The following is a 19,278-nucleotide window of genomic DNA, read 5'->3' on the forward strand; positions in this document are numbered from 1 at the left end:
CTCTGCGGGAGCTTCGGCTCCCGCAGCCTTCAGGCGGGGTGAATCAGGGCATGAGTGACGTTCTGCTATCGGTCGAAGGGCTGGCGGCAACCTACAACCACGCCATTCGCGCGGTGACCGACGTATCCTTTGCGGTTCGACGTGGCGAGATCGTCGCCGTCCTCGGCGCCAACGGAGCCGGCAAGTCGACAACGCTTCAGGCGATTTCGGCGCTGCTTCCGGCTCGGCGCGGTCAAGTGGCGGCTGGGCGCATCATCTTCGATGGCCGCGACATCGTGTCCGCATCGCCCGCGAAGCTGGTCCGGGCCGGGATCGTTCCGGTGCTTGAAGGCCGGCATTGCTTTCCCTCGCTGACCGTCGAGGAGAACCTTATCACCGGCGCCATTGGCCGCGATGCAAAGTCTCGCATCATCCGCGCAGACCTTGACGAGATCTACGAGCTTTTCCCACGACTAAAGCATCATCGCAGGTCGATTTCGGGGCTCACCTCAGGCGGCGAGCAGCAGATGACGGCGATCGGCCGTGCGCTGATGTCACGTCCACGCCTCTTGGTGCTGGACGAACCCTCCATGGGGCTTGCGCCGCTCGTTGTCGAAGGCATTTTCCGGGCGCTGAAGCAGCTGAACAGCGAGCAGGGGCTCTCGATCCTGGTTGCGGAACAGAATTCGACGGTTGCGCTGCGCTTTGCCGACTATGCTGTCGTGCTTGAGAGCGGCCGCAGCGTGCTGTCCGGCGCATCAACCGAATTGCGCAGTCGCGACGACATCAAGACCCTTTACCTCGGCGTTTCGCCGCAAACCGATGTCGCCGAGACACCGCTTATCCGTGCCGTTGCCACGCTTTGACGAATACAGGGGAGAATAACCAATGGCTAACGACAATCTGGCGCGAAAGATCGATTCCGACATCTATTCTCGGCTGGATGCCGCGATCGATGCGGCCGTAAAGGTCGATGCCGATCGCAATGATTTGGAAAGTCGCTTTCCAAGAGAAAATCTGACGGCATTGGCGGAAGCTGGCTGGACCGGCGTGTTGAACGAAACGCGCTTTGGGGGCCTCGGCCTTGGCCATATTGATTTTGCCGAAGCCGCTTACCGCATCGGACAGGCCGATGCGTCGACCGGCCTCGTCTACGTCATGCATGTCGGCGCAGCTCAGACGATCAATCTGTTTGGTAACGACGATCAGAAGGAACGCTGGCTCAAGGCGAACAATGGCGCGCTGCTTGGGACATACTCGACGAGCGAACGCGCCACCGGTGGACACTGGTGGTATAATCTCTCGGAGGCATCGCGCGACGGCGACAATTATCTTCTCAACGCCGAAAAGTCATTCACGACGAGCTCCGGCCAGGCTGACTTCTATGTGGTGCAGACGCGTACCCCCGGCGCCAAGGACCAGGCCGACATCGTCTTCTTCATTGTCGATGGCAAGTCGGAGGGCATCGAATCCAAGCCTTGGGATGCGCTCGGTGTTCGTAGCAATCACTCAGGTCCGATCCGCTACAGCAACGTCCGGGTGCCGCAGCGTGACCGGCTCGGCACTGAGGGGCAGGGCAAGGAGATCATCTACGATGGCGTATCCCCGGTCTATCTGATCGGCCTCGGCGCGGTCTGGGAAGGTGTCGCTCGCGGTGCGTTGAATGCAGCCGTCAAGCACGCCACGAATTTCGTCCATAAGGACCGAAACAAGAGCCTGTCGGACTACCAGGCGATCCGGCAGGAGCTGGGTGCGGCAAAGGTCCTCGTCGAGACATTACGGCCCTGGCGGCTGGAGCTTGCCTCAAGGCTCGATGAGCTATGGCGGGCCGGTACGCCGCAGAGCGAGATCCTGATTCCTCTGACCGAGTTCAAGGTGCATGCGGCCGAAGTCGCCAACAAGGTTGCTGCAGCCGCGCTCACGGTCACTGGAGGTTATGGCTACCACCGCGGGCCCATCGAGCGCGCCTTCCGCGACGCGCGCGCAGCCATCGCAATGGGGCCGTCGAATGTGATTGCTCGCGACTGGATCGGCAAGGCGCTGGTCGGCCTTCCGCTCGAGCTATTCTACGAGGGCGGTGAGTAGTTCCAGCTCGGCACCTTTGGCCGCCTGCCGGCGATACGGTGTTCGGACCCTGGCCGATTATCGCGAGAGCATCACCGCACCTGCTCGCGCGGGCCTGGATGGGTCGGCCCGCGGGGCGCGGCGGGGCGACTCACGGTCCGAAGCAGATCGCTCGTTCATATCAACTCTTGCGCGGCGACAGGAGGTCGCGTTCTTTTCAGTCCTCTCTCAATCTGCCTCAGAGTTTAGCTCGGCGTGCAGCCGAGTCTTCTCGAACCCAAACCTGAGCCCACTTAGGCAACCCGCCAGTTTGGCGAACCTCTTGAAGGCTGAGATAGTCAAAGACGAACTGCTCGAGCTCTTCCTGCTGACTTACAATGCTCGCAAGGCTCTTGCGAGCGGTGTCCGTGAGCGACAAAAGGACGTGCCGGGCATCATTCGCGTCAGACTTCCGGCTCACGAACCGCTTGCTCTCGAGCTCCTTCGAAGCCTGGTGATGAAACCCGACACTACTCTCATCAGCTTCGCGAGAGCGTTGACGGGAACACCGTTACCTTCTTCCAGCTCCGTCAGAGCCATCAAGATCATCATTTGCGGACCAGTAATGCCGAGCGCATTGGCTTGGTAGGACCGAAAATCGTCAAGACATATGTCGATCGATCTGGTCTCCCATCTGAAGCGCCTGAGTAGATCCTCACCGACGCGCGGCTCTTTTCGGAGGCGTGTTGCTAATCCAGGCACGTTGGGTGGCATCTGATCTCAAGAGCTCCATCCTCAAAACGATTGGCTGCTGGCTGCGCTCAACAAAGAGGATAGATCTTCGCTGATCGCTTTGAGATCCCAAGCGCCCGATCTAAAATCCATCGCCACTCAGATGAGTTCGTTCCGGTTCGATATCTAAGAGGATGAACCCCGGCCCAGCTTCGAGTGTACCACGCAACTTCACCTAGTCGCCCTGATTAAATCTGTCAAAAACTTGAGAACCTCTACAGGATTCCGTTATGCGCTTTGATCCGCAGACGTAGTCGCGCTGATGTCGCGAATCGCGGCCAGCGAATTCGAGGACCAGCCGATCCACCGTGCCCACCAACGCCGGTATCCAAAACGCGTGCTAGGATTTGCACGCATCACTCGCAATGACTTGGTCATTACGGAACGATGTCCGTCTCGGCGAGGCAATTCATTTTATACGGAGATTTGTGCCGACATTTTGTCCGAGCTACCAGTCTTGCGCTCGAAGCGGAGCGGTGCCCCCCTCAGTAGCCCGCCTCCTCGACGGCCTAATGTGCACGAATACGTAGGCGTCGCCATCATCCGGCTTGATAAAGCCATAGTACGTTTGTCGGGCTGAACCACTTCACAATGCCGGTGGCCACTACAATATCGCTCCATTTATACGGTCGCTGATCCAAGCACTGTTTGCAGAGGCATCAAGGTCTTGCGTGTAAGCCATACGCGAGGCTGCCGCGGCACATATGCAGCCACATCGTCGTCGGGAGCTAGCCTTGCAAAAGGGCTAGGTGGACCGGCCATCGCGCGTCCTCAGGCGCTTACGTCGGCGATGCCTGCGACTGGCGCGTTGGTCTTGTCGGCCCGGGGCATGCGCGGGAAGCTCACTTGCGAGTGGTTTCTCAGCCCTGCCTTCGAGCGCTCGCTCCCGAGAAGCCGGGGGCCCCGTCTGTTCCAGCAAAGCAAGAAAGGCCTGGCCTTTTTCCGTTATGATCCACTGTCCGGGTTCTCGCGCGACCAGCCCTTGTCCGAAAATATTGAGATCCGGCGCCCGCTCTGCCAATTGCTTCATACGAGCCGTCCACTCCGGACCGCTGGTGTAGAACACCGCCAGGTAGTCCTTCAGTAGGGCGAGGCTCGCACGGCCTTCCGGCTGACCGGCGAGAATTTTAAGTATCGAGACCTGAAAACTCAATTTCTCTAACCAAACGCGATAGCACGAACGCCGCACATCTTAACGGCACTTGCTGGACCCCGCGCTGGACTTCAAAACAAGAACCTGAAAACAAAAGCTGATGTATGGATCATCCGATAAATGTGGATGAAGCTTAGACTGTCCTTTCAGACCTGGGGAGACCCTTTTGATGCAATCCTCGGCCGTTCCTGGATGGCCTGCGGGCTGTCGAGCATCGAATCTGACTGAACCGTGGACAGCCCAGAGCTTTCCTAAGCTGAGCTTGCGCGTCTCACGTCAGGTCGTAACTCGCGAGCGCGAATTTTCGATCTAAGGTCGCCGTCGCAAGAAAGCTGAAGACTACCATACGCGCGTGAATGTATCGGCGCCCTTCAGCTTGCTGGGCTTGCCGCTCTTATCAACGTAGAACAGCGTCCATAACGTTGGCATTTGAAGACCGTTTATCTTTCCAACCCACCGGGTGAACGAATTGCACTGACCAAAAGTAACAACAAAATAGAGTCCGGTTGGACGGGCGGCTCCCGAAGCGGGATAAGGGATGCCCTGGCAGGCGAACCCTTGAGCATGGTTTGTGAAAGTCCCTTGGATGGACCCGCCATTGGCGGACCAAACAAACAGTTCCGAGCCCCGTTCATTCTTCCAGTATGAGGGAGCAGGAAGTCCCTGCGCCCCCGCCTGAGCGGCGACCAAGAAAAACTGAGCGATCAACAAAAATGCCAGAAGTCTCTTCATATTGAAGCCCCGAGAGTGTTCGCCTAAAAGTAGCAAAATGGATCGCCAGTCTGGTACAATCTGAGGTGACGTTCGCTGCTCTTATCTCGCGTTCAGCAAAGGATTGCGGCGCATATGCACGAGTTCATGCTGGATCTCGACGTCGCTCCAGCTTCGCGGCTCTGCATCTGCTAGCCGGTGCACAATAGCACCTGAGGTCCAAGCCATGATCGGTCGGTCAGCTGCCCGTCAAAAGTTTAAATCACCAGACGCAAGGGCAATTGCTGACATCGATAGTGGAGCTTCCGGCGAGCTTGCGCTTAGCACCGTACCGTCGTCCGCAGCTCTTGACCGGTGCCCATTATTCGTGAACGAGAAGCATCGATGTCTGGAACGGCAGAGAATCTTGGATGTGATTGATGAGGCGAGCGCCTCGGAGTTACCGCATTTTGCACAAATCCTTACGGCGCTTGTCTTGGATCTTCGCCCTCGTGGTCACCTCCTTTGGCCTGTGTGCCGCGGGAGCCTACCTTTGGACCAACATGGAGACAATTTTGGTGAGGTCCCCGGCGCATGAACCAGCGCCAATTCCAGGCTTGTCAAGTGACGATAGGGAAGCTCTGTTGGAGGTTCGATCCGGGCAACAGCGGGCCAGCGATGAAATTGCAGAACTCAATCGCAATATCGGCGCGCAGCAAGCCGATTTGAAACGAATGGCAGACCAGATCGAGGCGCTTACCGCGAAGATCGAATCTTTGCAGAGTTCACCCGTTGCTGCCTCAGCCGCTGCGTCTGCGCTGCCGGCTCCTTCTCCGCCTGCAGCCCATTCCGTTTTGAGGCCAGCGAGGCGAGCGGTCCAACCCTCTAAGCCAGACGGGCCAGTTTCGGTCGGCGGCGCGCCGCTGATTCCTAATTCAGGCTCTGAGCAGCATTGATATGGACCGCTGATTGTCCTGAGCGGATTTCATAGGTGTAGCGCTCCCGGCCGCGCGAGCCGCGGCCATGGCCAGTCTAGATTGACGGCTCTGTGGGTCCGCGGCACGCGCGAAGAAGAAATTCCCGGCAGGCTCGACAGCGTTGGTGATGCGCTATTCATCGGAAGGTCATCGCATGCGTCCGCTGGCTCACGCCTTCTCTGCAATTTGCAGCAGATGAGAGGCGCGGGTCCCAATGACGGTCCGGATCGTCTTCAGAATTGCGTGCGTGATGCCTGCCTCTTCCAGCTCTAGGAGGAGGCCGTCGGCCGCGCTTCTGATGCTGTCCGCCGTTTCCTTGATATCCTTGATGAGGAGACGTTGTGCGCCGCGTGTTGCGGGAACGAGTGTCAGCCAGTGCTGCAACTGAATCGTATCCGGCATTGAGCGCCCGCCGATGGCCATGGCGAGCTTCTTTGCCAGACGCGGGTAAGCGGCTGTGCAGACGACGTCATAAAGCGGGGCGAGGTCTGGCACCTCGCCTCGATAGAGCAGGGCATAGTTCTTCCCATGTGCGTCGGCATTGCCGACGAGATAGTGAAAGATCAGCATGCGGATGAACTGCAGCCGGTCGGCTGCCGGTCGTGCTGTGGCGCGATTGATCAGGTCTAGTGAACGCTCGGTCCCCGGTCCTCCTTCTTCCTCGTATTTGAGCTCCGGAGGAACGCTCAATGCCTGGCAGAAATCCTCCTGATGCAGGCGCAAGATGGTGCCGTCCTCATGTCTCGACCGGTCGTACCGTTCGACCAAAAGGAATGAAGTGGCCCTGTGCCGTCGCATCTGGACGTCAGGCACAGGCAGCTTCAGGCGTGCGGCGAGGCGCAGGCAGAAAAATTCATTCTCGACGCTGCCCTCCAGCGCTTGAATGAAGGGCTTTAGAATGTGCGTGGTCGGGCGGCCTCCCTTGGCAAGTCCAATTGTCTCTCCCTCAAGACAAACGGCAAGCTTGTCTTGCACTCCGGCGAGCGACAGCCGCACGCCCTCTTCTCCACCGAGAAGGGGACGTTCCCGAAGTTTGCCCAAAATTTCCTCGAGCCGGGCAGGGGTCAATGCCTCGACGCCGTCGTCATCGGACGAGGGAGGCTCCTGGCCGGCTGGATACAGCGACAAGGCGCCCGCGCACTCCCCGCCGATTACTTCAAGGAGCCCAAAGACATTTCCTGCGGAAATCCCCAGCGCGCCGGCGAGACGTTGCCGGGCGCCCTCATCGGGCAAAAGACCTGAAAAGAAGGGACGGACAATGCGATCTGGGTGGGGGGCCTCCTGTAGCGGCATGGAAAAGGAGATTGCTCGAGGTGCCTCGCCGGCGAGGTAGCCGGCGTCATAGCTGTAGGTGAGCATGCCGGCTTCTTCCTGGCTGAGTGTGCCGGCCTTGACCTTGCCGAAATAGACATCCAGCAGATGGCTCATCGCGGAGTCTCCCGGCGGCTGCTAACCGAGACGGTGAGACCCAATGCGGCAGCGACCTGAAGTGCGCGACCGAGTTGGCAACTCTCTTTTCCGGCTTCCAATTCTCGCACAAAACGCACGCCGACCCCCGTCAGGCCCGCAAGCTGTTCCTGCGTCAGGCCTTGGTTCTTGCGTTCATCCCGGATCAGAGTTCCGAGGCCTTTGCTGGTCGCGATCTTCGCCATAATCGTCCCTATCGGGAGGATTTTAGCAGGTTCCGGACCAAACTGCATGGAAAAGAACCGATCGGGACGTTTTTTGCAAATTGATAACCCGGTAACCAAGATAGTCCCGAGCGGGACGTTTTTTGGATGGCTCTCAGGGAATAGGGTTCCAGATCGTCGCTGTCGTCAGCGGCAGAACGGAGGAAAAAAGCTTGGAAATGAGGCAATTCCGCAGGAAAAATGCTTTCGGTCTGTCAATCGGCGTTCGACTGGGTCTCTGACGCAACTTTGGTGCAGCCCCGATTATTGTGCGCCGATTAGTCTGGCCTGCAGCAGATCGATTTTGCCGCGGCCATACATCTGACGTCTGACGAGCTTGAGGCGCGTAATCTGACCTTCGGTCTGTCCGTTGGACCAAGGGGAGGTGATTGCCGCCCGGACCGCCGCTTCATCCCTGGCAAAGCGGTTGGCAAACGAGGCAACGAGACTGTTGCGGGCCCGTTCAATCCATGGGGCGAAGCCCGCCTCAGCCTTGCGCCGGATCATCATCTGGCATTCGGCGATGATCTCACGGGCCTCGACCAGGGTTGGTACGCCAGTTTCGATCGCCGCGACCGTGACGGTCTCCGCTTTCTAAGCAAGTCAGCGGCCGATCGTCATCAGACGTGCAATTGTTCTGGCTGACGGAATCCGTTGAAGGTTTTGCGTGTCAGCCTTTTCAGCTCGTCGGCGGCGCGTCGCCCACTCGCTGATGACGCGCAGTGAGCCTCGGAAGCCTCGCGGCTTTAGGCGGCGCCAAAGTTCGGCTCCGTTTCGACATCCAGACGCCCACTGGTCGTCGAGCCATGGCAAATGCAAGTCCAACGAACTTTGTCGGGTTCGGAATACATCGTTGCGCTCGCCGCGGATTACCTGTCGTACCAGCTTCCTGCTATAGCCAGTCTGGCGCACGATCTGCTTGATCGGTATGCCAATCTTCGACAGAGCCAGGATGGCCGCATTGGTCTCCTCGCGGCGCAGATACCCCTCATACTGGAGGCGCTCGGCGGTCGTGAGTAATTTGAGATCGATGGTGGACGCACCGATGACGTTGCGTATCTGACGCATCGATTTGCGAACGGCATCAAGGAAGGCTCGGCTGGTGTTCTCCATCAGATGCCCACGGTCCGCGACCTGGACCGCGTGCGGCAGGGCTTTGGCTGCCGCTTCGCCATACCCTCCGCCACGATCGCGGGCGAGAATCGCGATCGTCGGATGCGCAGCGAGCCAGGCTTGGGCGGTCGCAGGCTCCCGATCCGGCAGCAGGGTGACGACCCGGCGCCGTTCCAGGTTGCAGACGAGCGGTGATTGCGCCGCCAGGCCCAATCATCAATGCCGACAATGCTGAGCGGGTCAGCCGGCGGACGGCTACGGCGTCGGACCACGCGCAGCAGCGTATCCTTACTCACCGGCAGCATCAGCCGTTTTGCGAAGCCTGCGTCGACCGCCAAGCGCCAGACCGAGGTGATGGACGATAGCTTCCAGCCTTGTCGTGCGTCGCGCCGATGGGGCCAGTACGCCATCGCTGAAGCGCTCGGTGAAGATTTGGCGCCCGCATAGGACGGCATCGCAGCGGAAGCGGCGGGCGATAACCAGGAGCTGGACGATCCGCCCCGAGAGCGGCAGATCGGTCACACGTCGCCGATATCGGCTATGGACACGTCGGGGAACCGTTCCGCACGTTGGACACAGACCAACGCTTCCCGACGCCCGGACCGCAATGACGGTCTTATCACCCTCACAGTACGCACTCTCTACAACAAACCCACGCGGTACCAGATTGGAGCGCTGGAGTGCGTGCTGCATGGCGCTGATTCTCCCCCAATCAAAGCGCCAGACATCCTCCAAACTGCATCAAAAGTGAATCAGAGCCCTTATTCCATGCCGAAATACACAGGTGTGGGCGTTTTGGCGCCTGCTCGCACGTAGAATTTGGCGCCTTCCCGGACGTCTTCGGAAATTTTGTACAGCAGATTCTGAAGGGTGGGAGCCTGGTGATCGGCCCCTTTTTAGACCCGGTCGAGTTCAACGGCGTTCCACACGTCCTGTCGTGCGTTCTCCAACACAAACGGCGTGTGAAAGTCGACGCGCTGCTGCACGCGGGCGAGTACCGCTGCATTGTTCGGGTGAGGCTCCTGGATCATGACCGCTCGCTGAGCGTGGGGGCGGTAGGGGTCAACGAACATCGGAGCGGTCGCATAGACCAGGGTTAGGGGACCGTGCAGGGGCGATTCCTGCTTCAACCGCCGATCCCAGATATGTTTGACGTTAGCGGCGGCCTGCGGCAACTCGCCGTTCATGTTCTCCCAGCTCTGAATCGTCGTCCGGCTTACCTTCACGCGATCGGACCGTCTTACGATCTCGTTGCGCGCATTGCTGTAAGTGGGTCTGCGCCCTGGGGGAGGTGGTGAGGCCAACTCTACAGTTTGGCTCCGACATAGAACGTCAGTATTGAAAGTGCGCTCTCTCGCTCACTAGGCGTGAGTTGACCAGCGAAGTAGTCGACGTGAAACTTCACCTTCTCGTCGATCGCGTGGAGGAGCTCTTTTCCCGAGTCGGTAACACCGACGAATGTGACCCTTTGGTCTTGATCGTCGCGCCTGCGATCTGCCAAGCCCTTTTCAACCAAAGTCCGCACCAGCGTGGAAGCAAAGGCTGCTGGTATATCGAGCCGAGCGGCGATCTGATTTACCTGCAGATGCATTTCAGCGCTACCGTAGATCTGGATGAGAGCCTGATGGGCCAACGGGTCTATCCCGAAAGCTCTTGCCTGATCCTCGACTATACGGAAGGCCTTGCGTAGAACATAGCGAGCTTCTGCCACTCCCATGAAATACGTGTGCTTGTTCTCCGCCTCGCGAGATTTTTTTGCCGCGTTCCGTCGGCGCCTCAGTCGTTCAAGATCGAGTGGTTGAGGAGTGAGGGCCGGAGACGGAGCAGGTTCTCGGGTGCGCTCGTCGGCTCTTTTTGCTTTAGTTGCCATATCCAATCTTTCCAGTCGGTGCCGCGAGTCGGCTACTTCAGTCTGGCAAATAACATGGATACACAAGGTAAGTAAGTGAATTTACGTAGATATATTTGCCGGATTGGGCATGTCAACGTCACCCACCCGTGAAACGCACAGCATTGATGCGGGTCTCGACCCCTACGGCCAACGAAAGTAGCGGCCAGTCGCCACGGCTACCGCCGATCAGCATCAGGCCGACTGGACCTGTTGTGGGTTCTTGGCAAGGCAGGCTGATCGCGCAGCCGTCCAAGGCATTAACGATAGTTGTGTTTCGGAGCATCAGAAGATTGGCGCGGGAATACGCCTCGTCGCTCGTCTCGAGCTCGCGGATTCGGGGTGCAATAGTCGGCACGGTCGGCGCCAGGACGGCATCGAATCCTGTCAACTCTCGCTCCCATTCGGAGATTAGGCGCGTCCTCAGCTGAAGGCGACGGATATAGTCGGCGGCTCGGTGTTGAGCACCTCTTTTTATTCGAGAGCGTCCCCGCGGATCGTAGGCAGCCCCCCTTCGTTCGAGCAGTTTTTCATGCCATTCGAATGCCTCAGCAGCCACGATACCCCCGTCCTGCATGATCTCGGAGAGGTGAGCGACGGCGCTGCTGTGGCGTTCAATCAGCTTGAATCCCGAATTAGACAGAAGGTTAAGCGTTCGCTCATAAGTTCTGGCGACCTGAGCGTCGAGATCTTCCAAGACGCGATTCTTCAGCACCATGAAGGTAGCGGGGTGGCCCATGGAGGACGACTGAGGCTTCTGACCGGACAACAGCCGTGGAGCCGTGCGCATTCGCCGACGCTGGGAGCTAGCGGCCCGATTGAATCAAATGAGGGTGAGAGAGGAAGAGTTCCTTGCAGGGGTACCGTTCGGGCCGTCGGTTTGAACCCAACGAGACCACATAGCGCCGCAGGAATCCGCACCGAGCCGCCGGTATCGGTCCCAATAGCGACTTCTGCCATTCGATCAGTAACCGATATTGCCGCGCCGAACGAGGATCCGCCCGGGATGCGCCGTTGGTCACGTTCCCATGGATTGGCGGTCGTTCCGAAGTGAGGATTTAGCCCAAGCCCACTGAAGGCAAATTCGGTCATCGTCGTGCGTCCGACAATAATCGCGCCGGCCTCCCGAAGGCGCCGGACGATCTCTGCGTCGCGTGGGGCTGGCTCCTCGCCCGTTCTCGCTCGCGAGCTGGCGCGCGTCACCTCACCTGTGACGTCGAACAGGTCCTTAATTGAGGCGATCATTCCGGCCAGTGGAGGCAGCTCGATTCCGAGAGCGAGCGCCTGATCAAAATAATCGGCAGTAAGCTTCGCCTCGTCCGCGTAAATTCGCGTGAAGGTATTGGAGCCTTCGCCCCTGGGTTCGCCGCGTTCTCGAGGCAATGCTCCACCTTGGCGCGAATTGTTTGTGCCAGCGCCATGCGCTCCTCCATTTTCGGCGAAATCAGCTCGTGCTTGAACTGTTGTCGTAGGATGCTTCAATATCACCAGCCATGGAGGGCGAAATCGATGTCCGGTGATGCTGGGGCTATGGAAGCTTGCGCCAAAGCGCTGTAACTGCCCCGGAAAAAGAGCAGCGGACCCGCGCCAGCTGTTCGAGTTTTGAACCGTGACACCCTACAGACGAATATGTCGTGATCCCCTCCGTCGTATGTAGCGTAGGCGGCGCATTCGAAGTATGCGAGCCAGTCGGACAACAATGGGGACCCGTTTTGCATCTGGCCGACCGTTAGATCCGCCCATTTATCGCCTCCGCTCTTCGCAAATCGGTTCGAGAGGTCCTTCTTATCTTCCGGCAAGATGATAACGCCGTAGTCTGCGGCCGATCGCCATTGATCTATTCCGAGTGCGCGCCGAGACAAGCTGAACAATATTAGCGGCGGGTCCAGAGATACCGAATTGAAGGAGCTTACGGTGACCCCAAGACGTCCTTGAGGCGTTTCGGCGGTAATGATGGCAACGCCCGTTGCGAATGACCCGAGAGCATCTCGAAAGGCGCGAGAGTCGAAGTTTTCCATCTGGCCCACCTAGGTATTTTTCGGTTGCCATAACGATTGAAAGCGCGTCGCCACTACGTCATTGTAGGCCGGTGCACCATTTAAAATACCGAGTCTTCGGCAAAAGACGTTCATGCCTTCAACGAACGTCCTTGAGATTCTTGCCGAATATTGTGGAATGTCGCGGCGGATTAAATCGGTTATCAGCTTCGCTTCCGTAGCGGGGAATACTTTAGCGCCTACTTCAGCAGCTTTCTCTGGAGCGGCCTTGAGGATCTCCTGGGTGCGAACGATCGCCCTCACAACCGCCTCGACCTGCTGTGGATCTGTCGCGATCTTCCGTTCAGTCGTCGCGATTGACGCCATGGTATAGTTGAAACATTCTGGTGGACCGTCGCCGCGGCGCACGTCGATCACCACAGATCCGGCGCCGGATCGTACAGCTGTTTCTGTACCCATGCCGTTTGCCCAAAAGCCGTCAATCAATCCCTTTTCAAGGGCATGAGCCGCTGTGAGACCGAAGTTCACAGTCTTTCCTATGGCGCCAGGCACCGGCGCGATTTGGACCTCGTCCCGTTCGAGGTCGATTCCGCCGGCGATGAGTAACTGGCGAAGCCCCATATCGACCCAAGGCGCGGCACCTATTCTCCGCCCCTTTACGATCGATAGATCGTTCCGCTGCGGGCTGAGATCCTTGCGCATGACCAGAAACCAATACATGCCCTGGCCTTGCGCGCAGACAAGCTTGACGCCGTTCCACTCGGGAAACGCGCTAAGCGCCGAATGAGCCGAACCTGCAACAAAATCTAGGCCGCCGTTCTGCAGCGCAGTGTAGGCACGGTCCACAGGGAAGACGAGCTCAATCTCGGCATTCACTCCTTCCTCCCTCATGATTCCGAGCTCGACGGCCGCGACAGCCGGAAAGTATGAATTCGAAATGAGATCGGGCACTCCGATTTTCATGCAAATACTCACGGTAGAGTGGACGGAAAGACCGACTGAGCCCCTAGCTGGGGCCAAGCAACAGGCGCGCTGGCCTCGGCCAGGCGCTGCTCGATCGGCAGCTGAGGATTCCACCTGCGCGCAATCACGCGGAGCCCGTTGACTTGATCCGCTTCGTCGGAGCAGAGCCAGATCAGAGGGGCACGCATTTGCTCCGGCTGGATTAACTTGTCGGCTGGCAGGCCGTTTTCCGCCGGCACTTGGCGCGTGTTTACCGGGCCACCAGGAACCAGAACGTTGGCCGTCACACCAGTCCCGTCCACATCGCCAGCCATGATCCTTGATGCAGCCTCCAATGCAGCCTTGCACGGTCCATAACTGCCGATGCCGGGGCGATACATCGTGTCGAGGCTCGTGGTGATATTCACTATTCGCCCCCAACCGTTTTCAAGCATCGGCTTCACGAAGGTTCGAGTCATGAGTTGAGGCCCGAATACGTTGACACGAAGCATAGCGAGCCAGAGCTCGTCACTTACCTCCCAGAACTTTGCCCGGTCGGCGAGATATCGATTTGAGATGCTCTCAGGCCCAATAGCTGCATTGTTCACGAGAACGTCGACGCCCCCGAAGTGTCTCTCCGCCTCAACTTTCAGCGTCTCAGCCGACGCCGCGTCCGCAACGTCCATTGCCCGAACGAGGACCCGCCCACCCATGGCTTTGAGTTGCGCGCCTGTTGCCGTCAGCGCTTGTGCGTCAATATCGACAAGAACAAGATTTGCGCCGATCTCGACCAAACCCTCCGCCATTGATCGGCCGATCCCGCGCGCGGCGCCCGTAATGAGGGCCGTCTTGCCCCTGAGCGATATCATGCAAACACGCTCCTATTTAGTGGTTGGCTTTTCGCTGAAATAATGCAGCTCGAACAGCATGCACCCTTCGTTTGACTTGAACGGCCCGTGGTAAGCCCCCGGGGGACGGCAAGCATAAGTATTCGGGGCGAATGCAGTGCCTCCATTGCCCGATTTGTCATTGCCGACGGTCAAGTCACCCGAAATGAGGAACACCTCTTCCCAGTACTCATGTACGAACGGGTCGGTTGTAAACACGCCGGGATCGAATCGGAGCAGGCGGCTCCTGCCGCCCGTCTTGCCATCTTCGTTGAAATCGCTTGCGAGAATCTTCTGCTTGATGCCCTCTGGATAACCGGGCGGTGTTTCCCAACCGCTCTGCAGATCAAGAGTGTGGAATTCGAGATGCGGTTTACCATTCGACATATTCGCGCTCACTCCGTTGGCAGGGTTTTGACGGTATAGCTGTGATGGAGAGCCCTCCCGAGAACCGGGTCTGCTAACTCCAGCTCGTAAGCATCGCCGTGTTCGATGGCTCCATGTACGGGTAAAGTTCCACAGAACATTGCGGTCGACATCGGCAGCCCGCTGCCGGCACCAAAGCAACGGGTCATGAGGTCGTGGGGATGTCGCATCGCTTTTAGTGATCCTTCTTGATAAAGCCGGCGCTCACCGTTTATGACAGCGTAGGAACGCATTTGGAGTTGGTCCCAGTGATCCTCGACGTCTGCCAGGAGCCACCAGCTGCGGCCAATCGGCTTGGGGCAGGACTGTTTTGAAATCGTAATGCCAATTGTTTCGATCTTGCGATCGGTATGATCCGAACCCAAGCCGAGGCAGACACCTTCTTTCACCCGCATCAAAACCGGCTCAACTTCTCCACTCGAATTGCTGCCGACGACTTCAATCATTTCGTCCATCGTGAGGAGCGATGAGGCGACCCGATAAAAAATCGGGGTCGTCTTCGGTCGCGGTACTCCCAATTTCTCGAGTTCCTCGATGTGAGCCAGTAGCGCGGCTTCGTTGCGGCCGGTCCAGCCGGCGATGATCAGATCCCGGATGGTCGCCTTGACGAGATCGGCCGCCCCCCCTCGCTCTGACACGATAAGCGCATCGAATTTCGTCACTTCTGCCACTCCGCCACGTTGTCTTCGCGGCCCCATCCGCGCACTGCAATGCAAATGGGCTGATAGGGCCGCTCTTTTCAGTTGAAATCGAACGCTAAGTAGAATACCTATGTTAGCTGACGTATGTCAAAACATTTCTCCTGCCACCAAATGGAGCTCGCCAGTGAACCCTCAGCCCAAGAGCATTACTGCTTCATCCGCCGGCGGCCTACGTTCCGGTCGCGATTTCCTGGAGTCGCTGAACGATGGGCGCCAGGTCTTTCTGGATGGCGAGCTGGTAAAGGATGTTACGAAGCACCCGTCTTTAGCTCGAACGGCCCATACGATTGCCGGCTTGTTTGATCTGGCGGCTGAACCCCGCCTGAGGGATCGCATGACCTTTACCAGTCCAAGGACTGGACAGCCGGTGCTTAGGGCTTACCAAATCCCGAAGACGACTGCAGACATGCGGGCCCGCCGCTTGTTCTCAGAAGTGTGGGCCGAGGCAACCTTCGGGCTGATGGGACGAACCCCTGATCACGTCGCGGGCTTTTTTTGCGGCTATGCGGCCGTTCCGGAGGTCTTCAAGACTGGCGGCGCTCAGTTCGCTGCTAACGTAGTGAACTTTTACGAGAAGATGCGCGACAATCATCTCTATGCCAGCTACGCAATCGTTCCTCCGCAGATCGATCGCAGCAAGCCGGCTCACAAGCAAGCTGATCCGACATTGTATGCCGGGATCGTGTCCGAAAAGGACGGGGGTATCGTTCTCAAAGGTGCCCAGCAGCTGGCAACCGGCGGTCTATATTCGGATTATATCTATCTTAGCTGCATCCATCCACTTCAGCCTGGAGACGAGAATTACGCTAATGGCGTCATGATTCCTGCCAACGCTCCGGGACTGAAGCTGTATCCGCGGCGCCCTTTCGGCGCGGTGGCGTCGAATTCACTCGACTACCCACTGTCCGGGCGTTTCGATGAGCCTGACTGCTTCGTCGTATTGGACAATGTATTCGTCCCCTGGGAGAACGTATTCATCCATCGCAACATCGATGTGTGCCGGGATCAGTGGTGGAAGACGCCGGCTCATGCCTATGGCAACTGTCAAGCTCAAACCCGTTACACCGTGAAACTGCGCTTCATGATCGGCTTGGCCAAGCGCATCAATGAGCTATCCGGAAACGATGGCAATCCGGCGGTCCAGGTGCAGATGGGCGAGCTGGCTTCGCTCGTCTCCATCGTCGAGAACATGCTGCTGTCGCAAGAGGTGACGGCATCGATCGATTCCAGTGGCGTGCTTTGGCCTTGCAAGACGGCGCTGTATTCGATCATGGCCCTGCAATCCGAGTTGAACGCTCGAATGCTAGAGATCATCCGGGAATTGAGCGGTGCCGCGATGATTACGTTGCCGTCGTCGGCAGCGGATTTCGAGAACGCTGAGATGAACGCTGATATTGCGCGCTATATGCAGTCGGGAGCGGCGGACGCCAAAACGCGTGTTGCCGTAATGCGTATGGCTTGGGACTTCATCGGGTCGGAGTTCGGAAGTCGGCAGCAGCAGTACGAGAAGTTTTATGGGGGAGCATCATTCTTGGTGAAGCAGAACATGTTCCGGAACTATGATTTCAAGCGGGCGACTGGGCTCGTTGAGAAGGCGCTTGGTCTTCAGGCTTTTTGAGGCTTCATCGTTTGGGGGTGGTCGAGCCCGTCCCCGACGCGCTCCAGCAAGATGGCCGTGGGGGGTAGGGTGTATGACAAGCTCTACATACCGGCTTGATCGGGCGGCGGCTACGATGGGGGATTTCGAGACGTATCTCATCGATAGCTCTGAACCGCTCTATCGGAGCGATGCACGAAGAGCCCCGTCGAACGGGCCTGGAGCGAGTCATCGATGATGGGCCCAGAATCGCTATTGTGGGAGCCCGCGTCCTGGGGATCATGGCCGGGATAGTTCTGATCTTAGGCGTCTAGGGATCGAACTACGGTGCCCCTACTGGTGCAAGTCGCTCACTTGAACAAGGTGTAAACGTCGACCTTCATTCCATGACATTATGCCTCCCGAGGAAGCTCAGCACGCGCGATCTGGCGAGCTGATGGGCCTTCTCGTCGAACCGGTCCGTCCGAAACCGATTATAGAATGCATGCTCGGCGCCAGGATAGGTGAAGAACTCGTCTTCCGCCTTACCTCTGTCCATCACCATCTCGCGAATCCGATTGATCGTCGCCAAAGGATTGTGATTGTCATTTTCGCCAAAATGAAATTGCACCGGACTTCTTGCTGTCCTGATCTCCTCGCCGAGCGAGTCTAGCCGCACGCCATACATCGAGATCATGCAGGCCGTTTCGGTAGCTGACGCAGCTCGAACAGCGAGGCGACCTCCAAGACAGAAGCCCAGAATGCCCGGCCGCGAGGATCTGTTCAGGTAGTTGGCAAGCCAATCAATGCTCGCGCAAATATCAGCCGTGCCAATGCGTTCGTCGAAGCGCATGGAGAAATCGACGGCCGCTTGTCTTTGCACCGGATGTTCGCCGTTACCAAGATCGAGGTCACGCTGCATTCGCCAATAGATGTCCGGCACCAGAGTGGCATAGCCCTCATCGGCGAAGTCGTCGGCAATCGCGCGCATGGCTGGAGTGACGCCAAAAATCTCCTGTAGAACGACAAGCGCTCCGCGAGGGGGGGCGCGCGGCACAGCGAGGTAGCCGCCCATGTATGAGTTGTCGATTTTGACTTCCACAATCTTGGATATGATTTTCATCTGCGGTCGACGCTCCCTTTTGGACCAAAAGAATATATGTCGACAAAGGTAGTTTTCCAATATATCATTGCTGAAATTGAGAATGAAACGCAAGGAAGTCGAGCGGGCTCATCATGAACAAGGACGCGCGCAGCTCCCTCACGGGCGTTAGGGTCATCGAACTCACTGCGATGATCACCGGGCCGCTTGCGGGTACGATGCTTGCCGATTTGGGTGCCGACGTCATCAAGGTGGAAAATCCGCCTGATGGCGATCCTTTTCGGTCATTCCGAGGGGGAAACTACAGCCCCTACTTCTGCACGTATAATCGGAACAAGAGAAGCGTCGTTCTCAACCTCAAGGGAGAGAAGGGACGCGAGGCATTCCTCAAGCTGATCGGGACCGCCGACGTTCTTATCGAAAACTTTCGCGCTGGTGTCATGGATCGGCTCGGGCTCGAGGTTGCCCGTCTGCGAGAGGCGAATCCGCGCCTCATAATTTGTTCGATCACGGGTTTCGGAGACTCGGGGCCATATGCAGATCGTCCAGCATATGATGCGGTCGGGCAGGCGCTGAGCGGAATTTCAGGTCTAATGCTCGGGGCTGATGCGCAAATCACAGGGCCCTCTGTGGTTGATAATCTTACCGGTATGTATGCGAGCTACGCCGTTCTAGGGGCGTTGTTCGAGCGCGAAAGAACCGGCGTAGCGCGAACGATCCAGCTCAATATGCTTGAATCGGCCATTGCTTTCATCGCCGATCCCTTCGCAAATTATAACATGGCCGGCATCAAGCCCGATCCGCTGATGCGGGTGCGGGCGTCGCAGTCTTACGCGCTGCGCTGCAGTGACGGAGCGCTGTTGGCGATTCACATGTCTTCGCCAGCGAAGTTCTGGGTTGGTGTCCAGAAGGCGTTCGGTCGGCCGGATCTTGGTGTCGATCCAAGGTTCGAGAGCCGTGCCGGCCGTATGGAGAATTACGAACAGCTGGCGCAGGAACTGGGACTTGTCGCCAAAACTCAAGAGCGCAAATATTGGATCGATCGTCTCGTCGAGAACGATGTTCCTCATGCGCCGATCCTTACCCTCCAGGAGGTGATGGATGATCCTCAGGTGCTCCATCTCGATACCTTCACCGAGATAAGCCATCCACTTCATGGTCCGCACACCACGATCAGGCGTCCGGTTCGGTATGACGGACAACGGGCGGACCAGCCGTTGAATGCCGCTCCCGATCTCAACGAGCACGCAGCTGAGGTGCTCAGTCCGCTGGGTTATTCCGTCGAAGCGATTTCGGATTTGCAGCGCGGCTAGGAGGCTGTGCGGTGCTCGCGCAATGGATT

17 protein-coding genes and 1 pseudogene are annotated in these 19,278 nt (G+C 58.0%); 4 read left to right on the forward strand and 14 right to left on the reverse strand.

The features are described from left to right. Positions 1 to 50: 50 nt before the first annotated feature. Together XH80_RS25080 and XH80_RS25085 are read left to right on the forward strand one after the other, a co-directional pair. A complete protein-coding gene (locus XH80_RS25080; RefSeq protein WP_271600852.1) occupies positions 51 to 845 on the forward strand; it encodes an ABC transporter ATP-binding protein in 795 nt (264 codons plus the stop codon). Positions 846 to 867: 22 nt separating this feature from the next. After that, entirely contained in the window at positions 868 to 2,064 is a 1,197-nt protein-coding gene (locus tag XH80_RS25085; RefSeq protein WP_271600853.1) for an acyl-CoA dehydrogenase family protein, read from the forward strand. A gap of 2,242 nt (positions 2,065 to 4,306) precedes the next feature. On the opposite strand, the gene XH80_RS25095 is transcribed toward XH80_RS25085, so the two are convergent. From XH80_RS25095 to XH80_RS25145, 13 genes and pseudogenes are all read right to left on the reverse strand, one after another. After that, positions 4,307 to 4,699 (reverse strand): avidin/streptavidin family protein, encoded by a 393-nt coding sequence (locus XH80_RS25095; RefSeq protein ID WP_271600854.1) that lies wholly within the window; start codon positions 4,697 to 4,699, stop codon positions 4,307 to 4,309. A 1,103-nt stretch (positions 4,700 to 5,802) separates the two neighbouring features. Next, on the reverse strand, positions 5,803 to 7,062 hold the full coding sequence (locus XH80_RS25100; RefSeq protein WP_271600855.1) for a HipA domain-containing protein: 1,260 nt from the start codon (positions 7,060 to 7,062) through the stop codon (positions 5,803 to 5,805). Beyond that, entirely contained in the window at positions 7,059 to 7,286 is a 228-nt protein-coding gene (locus tag XH80_RS25105) for a type II toxin-antitoxin system Y4mF family antitoxin (RefSeq protein ID WP_271600856.1), read from the reverse strand. Before XH80_RS25105 ends, XH80_RS25100 begins: the two co-directional genes overlap by 4 nt. A gap of 282 nt (positions 7,287 to 7,568) precedes the next feature. Further along, a pseudogene (locus tag XH80_RS25110) lies at positions 7,569 to 9,110 on the reverse strand (ISL3 family transposase). Positions 9,111 to 9,313: 203 nt separating this feature from the next. Then, positions 9,314 to 9,604 carry a hypothetical protein gene (locus XH80_RS25115; protein ID WP_271600857.1) on the reverse strand — a complete coding sequence of 97 codons (291 nt, stop codon included), beginning with the start codon at positions 9,602 to 9,604 and terminating at the stop codon, positions 9,314 to 9,316. A gap of 119 nt (positions 9,605 to 9,723) precedes the next feature. After that, complete coding sequence (locus XH80_RS25120) at positions 9,724 to 10,287, reverse strand: MarR family transcriptional regulator (RefSeq protein ID WP_271600858.1); 564 nt, start codon at positions 10,285 to 10,287, stop codon at positions 9,724 to 9,726. Between the two features lie 118 nt (positions 10,288 to 10,405). Continuing rightward, positions 10,406 to 11,095, reverse strand: a complete 690-nt coding sequence (locus tag XH80_RS25125) for an amidase family protein (RefSeq protein ID WP_333968846.1) — start codon at positions 11,093 to 11,095, stop codon at positions 10,406 to 10,408. Continuing rightward, a complete protein-coding gene (locus XH80_RS44090; RefSeq protein ID WP_442869173.1) occupies positions 11,014 to 11,793 on the reverse strand; it encodes an amidase family protein in 780 nt (259 codons plus the stop codon). Before XH80_RS44090 ends, XH80_RS25125 begins: the two co-directional genes overlap by 82 nt. Further along, positions 11,790 to 12,323, reverse strand: a complete 534-nt coding sequence (locus XH80_RS44095) for a flavin reductase family protein (protein ID WP_442869174.1) — start codon at positions 12,321 to 12,323, stop codon at positions 11,790 to 11,792. The genes XH80_RS44090 and XH80_RS44095 overlap by 4 nt, the downstream gene beginning before the upstream one ends. Before the next feature lie 9 nt (positions 12,324 to 12,332). Beyond that, positions 12,333 to 13,265 (reverse strand): ABC transporter substrate-binding protein, encoded by a 933-nt coding sequence (locus tag XH80_RS25130; protein WP_271600860.1) that lies wholly within the window; start codon positions 13,263 to 13,265, stop codon positions 12,333 to 12,335. Positions 13,266 to 13,273: 8 nt separating this feature from the next. Further along, a complete protein-coding gene (locus XH80_RS25135; RefSeq protein ID WP_271600861.1) occupies positions 13,274 to 14,113 on the reverse strand; it encodes an SDR family NAD(P)-dependent oxidoreductase in 840 nt (279 codons plus the stop codon). Between the two features lie 12 nt (positions 14,114 to 14,125). Then, a complete protein-coding gene (locus tag XH80_RS25140) occupies positions 14,126 to 14,518 on the reverse strand; it encodes a cupin domain-containing protein (protein ID WP_271600862.1) in 393 nt (130 codons plus the stop codon). Between the two features lie 8 nt (positions 14,519 to 14,526). Continuing rightward, a complete protein-coding gene (locus XH80_RS25145; RefSeq protein WP_271600863.1) occupies positions 14,527 to 15,219 on the reverse strand; it encodes a DUF2848 domain-containing protein in 693 nt (230 codons plus the stop codon). A gap of 163 nt (positions 15,220 to 15,382) precedes the next feature. On the opposite strand from XH80_RS25145, the gene XH80_RS25150 reads away from it, so the two are divergent. Further along, complete coding sequence (locus XH80_RS25150; protein ID WP_271600864.1) at positions 15,383 to 16,876, forward strand: 4-hydroxyphenylacetate 3-hydroxylase family protein; 1,494 nt, start codon at positions 15,383 to 15,385, stop codon at positions 16,874 to 16,876. Between the two features lie 358 nt (positions 16,877 to 17,234). On the opposite strand, the gene XH80_RS25155 is transcribed toward XH80_RS25150, so the two are convergent. Then, positions 17,235 to 17,957, reverse strand: coding sequence for a dienelactone hydrolase family protein (locus XH80_RS25155; protein WP_271600865.1), 723 nt, complete (start codon positions 17,955 to 17,957; stop codon positions 17,235 to 17,237). 113 nt (positions 17,958 to 18,070) lie between these two features. On the opposite strand from XH80_RS25155, the gene XH80_RS25160 reads away from it, so the two are divergent. Then, positions 18,071 to 19,249, forward strand: a complete 1,179-nt coding sequence (locus tag XH80_RS25160; RefSeq protein ID WP_271600866.1) for a CaiB/BaiF CoA transferase family protein — start codon at positions 18,071 to 18,073, stop codon at positions 19,247 to 19,249. The last annotated feature ends 29 nt before the right edge of the window (positions 19,250 to 19,278 follow it).

Source organism: Bradyrhizobium sp. CCBAU 45384 (assembly GCF_028128665.1).
GTDB lineage: Bacteria > Pseudomonadota > Alphaproteobacteria > Rhizobiales > Xanthobacteraceae > Bradyrhizobium > Bradyrhizobium manausense.

What these genes read in the sequence shown, in the direction of transcription:
- XH80_RS25080 (WP_271600852.1), top strand. Translation starts at nt 51, where the DNA reads ATGAGTGACGTTCTGCTATCGGTCGAAGGGCTGGCGGCAACCTACAAC.
- XH80_RS25085 (WP_271600853.1), top strand. Translation starts at nt 868, where the DNA reads ATGGCTAACGACAATCTGGCGCGAAAGATCGATTCCGACATCTATTCT.
- XH80_RS25095 (WP_271600854.1), bottom strand. Translation starts at nt 4,699, where the DNA reads ATGAAGAGACTTCTGGCATTTTTGTTGATCGCTCAGTTTTTCTTGGTC.
- XH80_RS25100 (WP_271600855.1), bottom strand. Translation starts at nt 7,062, where the DNA reads ATGAGCCATCTGCTGGATGTCTATTTCGGCAAGGTCAAGGCCGGCACA.
- XH80_RS25105 (WP_271600856.1), bottom strand. Translation starts at nt 7,286, where the DNA reads ATGGCGAAGATCGCGACCAGCAAAGGCCTCGGAACTCTGATCCGGGAT.
- XH80_RS25115 (WP_271600857.1), bottom strand. Translation starts at nt 9,604, where the DNA reads ATGAACGGCGAGTTGCCGCAGGCCGCCGCTAACGTCAAACATATCTGG.
- XH80_RS25120 (WP_271600858.1), bottom strand. Translation starts at nt 10,287, where the DNA reads ATGGCAACTAAAGCAAAAAGAGCCGACGAGCGCACCCGAGAACCTGCT.
- XH80_RS25125 (WP_333968846.1), bottom strand. Translation starts at nt 11,095, where the DNA reads ATGCGCACGGCTCCACGGCTGTTGTCCGGTCAGAAGCCTCAGTCGTCC.
- XH80_RS44095 (WP_442869174.1), bottom strand. Translation starts at nt 12,323, where the DNA reads ATGGAAAACTTCGACTCTCGCGCCTTTCGAGATGCTCTCGGGTCATTC.
- XH80_RS25130 (WP_271600860.1), bottom strand. Translation starts at nt 13,265, where the DNA reads ATGAAAATCGGAGTGCCCGATCTCATTTCGAATTCATACTTTCCGGCT.
- XH80_RS25135 (WP_271600861.1), bottom strand. Translation starts at nt 14,113, where the DNA reads ATGATATCGCTCAGGGGCAAGACGGCCCTCATTACGGGCGCCGCGCGC.
- XH80_RS25140 (WP_271600862.1), bottom strand. Translation starts at nt 14,518, where the DNA reads ATGTCGAATGGTAAACCGCATCTCGAATTCCACACTCTTGATCTGCAG.
- XH80_RS25155 (WP_271600865.1), bottom strand. Translation starts at nt 17,957, where the DNA reads ATGAAAATCATATCCAAGATTGTGGAAGTCAAAATCGACAACTCATAC.
- XH80_RS25160 (WP_271600866.1), top strand. Translation starts at nt 18,071, where the DNA reads ATGAACAAGGACGCGCGCAGCTCCCTCACGGGCGTTAGGGTCATCGAA.